An 8,803-nucleotide genomic window follows, 5' to 3' on the forward strand; every position below is an offset into this window, starting at 1 on the left:
CACTCATGCTCATTCATTAAATCTAGTAGTTTTTCAGCACCTTTATGACTATTTGAAAAACGCACAGTTTTTCCGAGATGATTTCCATCCTGATCAAGTAAAGCTGCTTCATGAGCACGCTTACCGATGTCTATACCTAGGTATTGCATATTCATCAACCTTTCTTTAATTAGAAAGAGGTTTTCCCCATACTCTATGGACGATATAGCCTCGTAAGAGATACAGAAACAATGTTCTATCCAGCTGATTCATATACTGTCTATAGAGATGAGGTGCCAGTCTTAAAAGGGAAAAATAATTTTCAAGGAGGAATTGGGCAACCTCAATCTTTACAAACAATTATACCCCGAAAGGGGTAACAAGTTTAAAGTCTTAAAAATCATTCATTTAAGACTACATTTATTATACGAGGAGGAATAATAATGTTTTTATGTTACTTTCTAATTGGAGCCATCTGCGGTTCATTTGGACAATGTTTTGCTTATGATTGGGCCTATCACCAAGTTAACTTAATGCGACGATCTCAGTGCGACTTTTGCAGGCAGAGACTTCGCTGGTTTCATTTAATCCCAATAGTGTCATCGTTATGGTTTCGATTCCGCTGTGATTATTGTGGACAATACCTCGGTCGTTATTACTTTTGGGGTGAACTATTGTCAGGGATAAGCTTTTGTTTGATTTATATCCTTTTCCCGTCCGATTCGATATTGTGGCATCTATTATGGTTCATAACGATCTTATTAATGATATTGATGGATCAAGAAGCGATGTGGGTACCGGATACGCTCCAATTTCTTAGCGTTTTTCTTCTATTAATAAATCAAAGTTATCCATTATATTTTACCTCGTTTTGTTATGTCGGATTTCTTTTAATTGTCTTTTACTTTCTCTCACCGGAAAAAATCGGGGGAGCGGATATTAAGTTGATGATTTCTTTCAGTTTATTAGTGTCGCCTTATTTGCTTGCCTATTATTTCTTCGGTATTTCGACAGTTGGTCTGATAAGTTGGTTGTGTCACAACATCCGTGTGCGTCAATGGAATCAGCCGTTCCCATTTATCCTTTCGATTATTATTGGCTGGCATCTCTACCTTTGGTTTGTCGCATAAAAATAAGGAGCACGGGACGCATCCCTTGCTCCTTATAATGATATGATTAGTTATCTTCGGATTTTGCTGTTTCAGCAACCCGTTCTGCCTCTTTATGCGCCGCTTCTTCTTCACGTTTACGCTCTTCTTCTTCCAATAATTCTTGAATAATGGGTTGCGTGGACGTTTCAGTCTTGCGGTAGCGTGGCATTCCCGTTCCTGCTGGAATTAACTTCCCGATAATGACGTTCTCTTTCAAGCCGATTAGACGGTCGCGATCTCCGCGAATCGCCGCATCCGTTAAGACACGTGTTGTTTCTTGGAAGGAAGCTGCCGAAATAAATGATTTTGTTTCAAGGGCTGCTTTAGTAATTCCTAGTAATACTGGGCGTGCCGTCGCTGGAACTTCACCTGTGCGAATCGCTTCTTCGTTCGCACGTGTAAAGTCAGCAATATCCATTAATGCACCCGGCAAGATTTCGGTCGAAGCAGGGTCCATTACGCGGACCTTGCGAAGCATTTGGCGAACCATTACTTCGATATGCTTGTCACCGATCTCAACCCCTTGTCCACGATAGACTTGTTGCACTTCATTTAATAGATATTCTTGAACAGTAATAACGTCCGTCACGCGAAGTAACTCTTTCGGATTAATGGACCCTTCCGTTAATGGCTGACCACGCTTAACGGTATCGCCTTCGGCAACCTTTACACGAGACTGGAATGGCACGTTATATGTACGCGTATCCGTTGCCCCTTTAATTGTAATATCTTTTGTACGGTCGGATGCTTTCTCTTCGATTGATTCAACCACACCCGATACTTCCGTAATTTGTGCTTGTCCTTTTGGATTTCGCGCTTCAAAGATTTCTTGAATCCGCGGTAAACCTTGGGTAATGTCGCCACCACCAGCAACCCCACCCGTATGGAAGGTACGCATGGTTAATTGCGTTCCGGGTTCACCGATAGATTGCGCTGCGATCGTTCCGACAGCTTCGCCTACTTCAACTTGTTCACCAGTTGCTAAGTTAATACCATAACATTTCTTACATACGCCATGGTTACAATTACATGTAAAGACGGAACGAATCGTAACGGTTTCGATACCCGCTTTAACGATTTCGTTAGCCAAATCTTCCGTAATCAATTGACCTGAAGCAACAATGGTTTCGCCCGTTTCTGGGTGGAAGACGCTCTTATGCGCATAACGGCCTGTCAAGCGTTCTTCAAGTGACTCAACTACGCGGTTACCGTCTGAGATAACACGGATTTCAAGCCCTTTGTCGGTTCCACAGTCCTCTTCACGCACAATCACATCTTGTGCTACGTCAACGAGACGACGTGTTAAGTATCCCGAGTCGGCTGTCTTCAGCGCCGTATCAGTCATCCCTTTACGTGCCCCGTGCGTCGAGATAAACATCTCCATAACCGTCAAGCCTTCACGGAAGTTCGAAGTAATTGGAAGTTCGATAATCTTACCACTTGGCGCTGCCATGTTCCCACGCATCCCCGCTAGCTGAGTGAAGTTCGAGATGTTACCCCGAGCTCCTGAGTCCGCCATCATATTGATTGGGTTCAGACGTGGTAAGGAAGCTACTAGTTGGTCAGCAATGGATTCACGGGCTTTCTCCCATGTACGAATGACGCTCTCATAACGCTCGTCTTCTGTAATCAATCCTCGACGATATTGTTTTGTAATATTGTCCACTTTTGCGTGAGCTTCATCTAAGATTTCTTGTTTCGTATCAAGACGGATAACGTCAGCTACCCCAACCGTAATACCGGATTTTGTTGAATATTTATAACCTAAGTTCTTCAACTTATCTAGCATGTTGGATGTTTCCGTCACTTGGTATCGTTTGAAGACTTCAGAAATGATATTTCCTAAGTGTTTTTTCTTAAATGGCGGCACCAATTCCATTGAAGTGATGGTTTCTTTAACGTCTTGGCCTACCTCTAAGAAATACTTATCCGGTGTGGATTCCAATAAGTTCTCCATTGTTGGCTCGTTTAAGTACGGGAATTCGGCTGGCATAATACTGTTAAAGATTACCTTACCAACCGTTGTAACCATTAATTTGTTGCGTTGACTTTCAGTGAACGGCTTCTCTGGGAAGGCACTTGCTGGTAACGCAATACGTGTATGTAAGTGAACATACCCTTCGTAATAAGCCATCTCCATCTCGCTTGGGCTTGAGAAGTACATCCCTTCGCCTTCGCGTCCTTCTTCTTCCAGCGTGAGGTAATAGTTCCCCAACACCATATCTTGAGATGGTGTAACAACAGGTTTTCCGTCTTTTGGGTTCAGAATGTGCGTTGCCGCTAACATTAGGATACGTGCTTCAGCTTGCGCTTCTTCTGATAACGGCACGTGAACCGCCATTTGGTCTCCGTCAAAGTCCGCGTTATAAGCTTCACAGACTAACGGGTGTAGACGGATGGCTTTACCATCAACTAACGCTGGTTCAAATGCTTGAATCCCTAAACGGTGAAGGGTCGGTGCGCGGTTCAGTAGGACTGGATGCTCACGAATCACTTCTTCAACCACTGGCCAGATCGCATCATTTAATGTTTCAATCATGCGTTTTGCATTTTTGATGTTGCCTGCAATTTCTCGTTCAACTAATTCTTTCATAATGAAAGGTTTGAATAATTCAACAGCCATTTCCTTAGGAAGACCACATTGGTACATCTTAAGTGAAGGACCTACGACGATCACCGAACGACCTGAGTAGTCGACTCGCTTACCGAGTAAGTTTTGACGGAAACGACCTTGTTTTCCTTTCAACATATGAGATAGTGACTTCAACGGACGATTACCTGGTCCTGTCACTGCGCGACCGCGACGACCGTTATCGACTAACGAGTCGACCGCTTCTTGCAGCATACGTTTCTCATTTTGAACGATAATACCAGGAGCTCCTAAATCTAACAATCGCTTGAGTCGGTTGTTACGGTTGATAACTCGACGATATAAGTCGTTTAAGTCACTCGTCGCAAAGCGTCCCCCTTCAAGTTGGACCATTGGACGCAACTCAGGTGGAATGACAGGTAAAGCTTCCATTACCATCCATGAAGGTTGATTCCCTGACGCTAAGAATGAGTCTAAAATATCAAGACGGCGAATTGCGCGTGTCCGTTTTTGACCGGTAGAGGTCTTCAACTCTTCTTTTAACTCTGCAACTTCACCTTCGATATCGACGGCTTCAAGCAAATCTTTAATCGCTTCGGCTCCCATTTTCGCGACAAAGCGATTGCCGTATTCGCGACGTTTTTCGCGATACTCTGCTTCTGTTAAAAGTGACTTAGGCTCTAACGGAGTATCTCCTGCATCAATCACAATATAAGAAGCGAAATAAATAACTTCTTCTAACAATCGTGGGCTCATATCTAAGATGAGTCCCATACGACTTGGTATTCCTTTGAAATACCAAATATGAGTTACCGGTGCTGCTAACTCAATATGCCCCATTCGTTCACGGCGTACCTTAGAACGGGTAACTTCAACGCCACATCGTTCGCAGACACGTCCTTTATAACGAATGCGTTTATACTTACCACATGAACATTCCCAATCTTTACTTGGACCAAATATTCTTTCACAGAATAAGCCGTCTTTTTCTGGTTTTAATGTACGGTAGTTGATGGTCTCTGGTTTCTTAACTTCGCCGTATGACCAACTACGGATTTTCTCTGGAGAGGCCAAGCCAATCTCCATCGATTCAAATGTATTCACATCTATCAAAGGGCAAACCTCCTTATTTATCCCTGATACATACCTACTCGATTATGACGACTCGTTGCGATTACGCCTCGTCGGTAACCGCAGTGGTGTCGTTATCTTTCACTTCATTTTGGCTCTTACCGGCATTCTTTTGATCTTCTTTATACTGATCTAATGCATTCAGATTAATTACATCATCTTCATCATCATCTTGCAGATCGATTTCTTCATCGAATTCATTTAATACCCGTAAGTCTAATCCTAAAGATTGTAACTCTTTCACTAAGACGCGGAATGATTCTGGAACGCCTGGTTTTGGAATTGGATCTCCTTTGACAATGGCTTCGTAAGTTTTAACACGTCCGACCACGTCATCTGACTTGTAGGTTAGGATTTCTTGTAATGTATAAGCCGCACCGTACGCTTCAAGCGCCCAGACTTCCATCTCTCCGAAACGTTGTCCACCGAATTGAGCTTTACCACCCAACGGTTGTTGTGTAACAAGTGAGTAAGGGCCTGTTGAACGCGCATGAATCTTATCGTCGACCATGTGTCCAAGTTTCAGCATGTACATCACACCAACGGATACTTTACGGTCAAATGGCTCTCCGGTACGACCATCGTAAAGAATGGTTTTAGCATCTTCATTGAGGCCTGCTTCTTGAACTGTCTCCCAGACATCATCTTCACTTGCCCCGTCAAAGACCGGTGTCGCAATCTTGATGCCAAGTGAGCGGGCCGCCATTCCTAAGTGTAGTTCAAATACTTGTCCGATATTCATCCGAGAAGGAACCCCAAGTGGGTTTAATAAGATATCAACGGGTGTACCATCTGGTAAGAATGGCATATCTTCTTCCGGAACAACGAGGGATACAACCCCTTTGTTACCGTGGCGTCCGGCCATCTTATCTCCTTCTTGAATTTTACGTTTTTGAACGATATAGACGCGGACTAATTTGTTCACGCCGGGTTGAAGTTCGTCACCATTTTCACGCGTAAAGATCTTCACATCATGGACGATTCCGCCTCCACCGTGTGGAACACGAAGTGAAGTATCACGAACTTCTCGAGCTTTTTCACCAAAGATAGCGTGAAGTAAGCGTTCCTCTGCCGATAATTCAGTGACACCTTTCGGGGTCACTTTACCGACCAAGATATCACCGTCACGAACTTCTGCACCGATAGTAATGATGCCATCTTTATCTAAGTATTTTAAAGCTTCTTCAGAAACGTTTGGTATTTCTCGCGTAATTTCTTCTGGTCCTAATTTTGTTTCGCGCGCTTCAGATTCGTACTCTTCAATATGTATCGAAGTATAGACATCATCTTTCACTAAGCGCTCTGACATAATGATCGCGTCTTCGTAGTTATAACCTTCCCAAGTCATAAAGGCAACGAGTGGGTTTTGACCTAGGGCCATCTCGCCATTTTGCATTGATGGGCCGTCTGCTAGGATTTCGCCTTTTTCGACGCTTTCTCCAACCTCAACAATCGGTTGTTGGTTATAACATGTACCGGCGTTAGAGCGTGCAAACTTAGTTAAGTAGTAATCATCGTAAGATCCGTCCGATAATTTAATGCGAATACGGCTTGCATCAACGTATTCCACTTTACCTGGACGACTGCATATTAAAGCTGCTCCCGAGTCATGCGCCGCTTGATACTCCATTCCTGTTCCCACTAAAGGTGATTGAGGTTTAATTAATGGCACGGCTTGACGTTGCATGTTCGCTCCCATTAGAGCACGGTTGGAGTCGTCGTTCTCTAAGAACGGAATGGATGCTGTCGCAACCGATACAACTTGCTTCGGTGACACGTCCATGTAGTCAACTCGACTAACTGGAACTTCTAAGTTCTCGGACTTGAAGCGAGCCATTACGGTGTCGTTCACAAAGTAACCTTCGTCATCTAACAGCGAGTTCGCCTGCGCAACAACATATAGGTCTTCCTCATCAGCAGAAAGATAATGGATTTCATCGGTCGCTTGAAGTGTATCTTTATTTACGCGACGATACGGTGTCTCAATGAAACCAAACTCATTAATTTTAGCGTAAGTTGCTAAAGAGTTAATGAGTCCGATGTTCGGTCCTTCGGGTGTCTCGATCGGACACATACGACCGTAGTGAGAGTAGTGAACGTCACGCACTTCCATCCCGGCTCGGTCACGAGTTAACCCACCAGGTCCTAAGGCAGAAAGACGACGTTTGTGCGTTAATTCCCCTAACGGGTTCGACTGGTCCATGAATTGAGACAACTGGCTCGAACCAAAGAATTCTTTGATAGCAGCGACAACGGGACGTATATTAATCAACTGTTGCGGCGTCATGGATGAGATATCTTGTAGTGACATTCTTTCACGTACGACACGTTCCATTCGAGATAGACCGATACGGAATTGATTTTGTAATAATTCACCTACCGAACGAATACGACGATTCCCTAAATGGTCAATATCATCCGTTGTTCCAATCCCTTGATCTAAGAATAAGTAATAATTCACTGACGCAATAATATCTGCTGGCGTTAGCGACTTGATCTCATCTGGAATATTACCATTACCAATGATATTAATAACTTGTTCTGGATCTTCTGGTGAATAGATTTTAATCATTTGAACATCAACGCTCTCACCTAACACACCTTCAGGAGAAGGATGCAGCGTGACCATATTGATGCCCTTATCTAAATACGGAACTAATTCATCAATCTTTTGTTGATCTAGCAGCGTTCCTTCTGGGAAGATAATTTCACCTGTCTCAGGATCTGCTAATGTCTCTGCTAAAGTTTGGTTAACGAGACGGTATTTTAAGTGTAGTTTTTTGTTCACTTTATAACGACCAACTGGCGCTAAATCATAACGGCGTGGGTCGAAGAAACGAGCAATCAATAAATTCCGTGAACTTTCAGCAGTCTTAGGTTCACCGGGTCTTAGACGCTCGTAAATATCTTTTAAGGCTTCCTCAACGCGTGAGTCCATAGCATTTTTATGCGTATCTTTATCGATTGTATTGTTTAATAGTTCGGACTCGCTCATAATCTCATAGATTTCTTCATCTGAACCAAAACCTAAGGCACGAACAATGGCCGTAAGTGGCAATTTACGTGTGCGGTCAATACGAACGTACGCAATGCCTTTCGCATCCGTCTCAAACTCTAACCAAGCTCCGCGGTTTGGAATGACGGTTGAAGTAAAGGTATGACGGTTCTTTTTATCTAACTTATCATGGAAATAAACGGAAGGTGAGCGAACTAATTGGGAGACGATAACACGTTCCGCCCCATTGATAATAAAGGTTCCCATAGGGGTCATCATCGGGAAATCACCGAAAAACACAACTTGTTCTTTCACTTCACCCGTCTCACGGTTCACTAGACGCAACTTCACATAGATGGGTTGAGAGTAGTTTGCATCATGCGCACGCGCTTCATCAATGTTGTATTTTGGCTCTCTTAATTCATAATCAATAAAATGTAATTCTAAGTTCTCAGTGTGGTCAACGATAGGCGAGATATCTTCGAACATCGTTCGAATCCCTTTATCTAAAAACCACTCATAAGAATCTGTCTGAATCTCAATTAAATTCGGTGCTTCAAGCACTTCTTTAATTCGAGAATAACTTCGGCGTTCTGCTTTCTTACCATACGGCACAGTATGAAATTGACTCAAATAGTTTCACTCCTTCGATAAAATTGGGCGAAGTTTACAATTAGGTAACAAATATTAAGGTTTGTTATCAAATGATGTTTCTTCACTAAAAAAGGGCAAAAAAATACAAAAGATTGTCGCTTGTTTGAATCTAAACTCGCTGATCTTTTGTTGTATACGGGCGAAAAAGGTTGCCGGACAATATTTCGACACACTTTCTCTACATCATAATTACGTTGTCTAATACTATCACTTCAGCCCCGACAAGTCAAGGCAATAATTTAAAAAGATAGTGTCAAATTATTGTTGGTTTTCCTCTACCATACTTTTATATTTCCCTGAACC

General features: G+C 43.0%; 4 protein-coding genes. 1 reads left to right on the forward strand and 3 read right to left on the reverse strand.

Annotated features, from left to right (window positions below; all coding sequences use genetic code 11):
* Nucleotides 1-155, reverse strand: a 155-nt coding sequence (locus tag HMPREF9707_RS08945; RefSeq protein WP_332244905.1) for an IS110 family transposase, incomplete at its 3' end; no start/stop codon positions are given.
* A gap of 267 nt (nt 156-422) precedes the next feature.
* On the opposite strand from HMPREF9707_RS08945, the gene HMPREF9707_RS09290 reads away from it, so the two are divergent.
* Complete coding sequence (locus HMPREF9707_RS09290) at nt 423-1,109, forward strand: prepilin peptidase (protein ID WP_006701450.1); 687 nt, start codon at nt 423-425, stop codon at nt 1,107-1,109.
* 46 nt (nt 1,110-1,155) lie between these two features.
* Here HMPREF9707_RS09290 and rpoC read toward each other — a convergent pair whose 3' ends face one another.
* Nucleotides 1,156-4,833, reverse strand: coding sequence for a DNA-directed RNA polymerase subunit beta' (rpoC, locus tag HMPREF9707_RS04235; RefSeq protein ID WP_006701451.1), 3,678 nt, complete (start codon nt 4,831-4,833; stop codon nt 1,156-1,158).
* Between the two features lie 61 nt (nt 4,834-4,894).
* Complete coding sequence (gene rpoB, locus HMPREF9707_RS04240; RefSeq protein WP_006701452.1) at nt 4,895-8,479, reverse strand: DNA-directed RNA polymerase subunit beta; 3,585 nt, start codon at nt 8,477-8,479, stop codon at nt 4,895-4,897.
* Between the last annotated feature and the right edge of the window lie 324 nt (nt 8,480-8,803).

Source organism: Falseniella ignava CCUG 37419, from assembly GCF_000301055.1.
Taxonomy (GTDB): domain Bacteria; phylum Bacillota; class Bacilli; order Lactobacillales; family Aerococcaceae; genus Falseniella; species Falseniella ignava.

Excerpts from the sequence above, each read along its gene's own strand:
- HMPREF9707_RS09290 (WP_006701450.1), top strand. The coding sequence starts at position 423 with ATGTTTTTATGTTACTTTCTAATTGGAGCCATCTGCGGTTCATTTGGA.